The sequence below is a fragment of the Marinagarivorans sp. genome, assembly GCF_982758155.1.
In genome coordinates this window covers 1-214 of the sequence record NZ_CEXWTU010000360.1, presented here as the reverse complement: position 1 = coordinate 214, position 214 = coordinate 1, and positions in this window count along the sequence as shown.

Below are 214 nucleotides of genomic sequence, written 5' to 3'. Positions count from 1 at the left end.
TAACACAATCATGGACGCAGCAGACCTAGCGGAGGTATTTTAAGATGATCGCCAGCAGAGCTTTAAAGGTTTACAAGATCAACACCCTTCACAAAGAGGAGTACGTCACAACCGTGTTCAGTGGTAAGGACGCGGGAATAATTGCTGACCGTTTAAATGCGGAGATGGGTATCACAGGTGTTCGTTATTGTAACATCGCAGGAGATACTCTGCT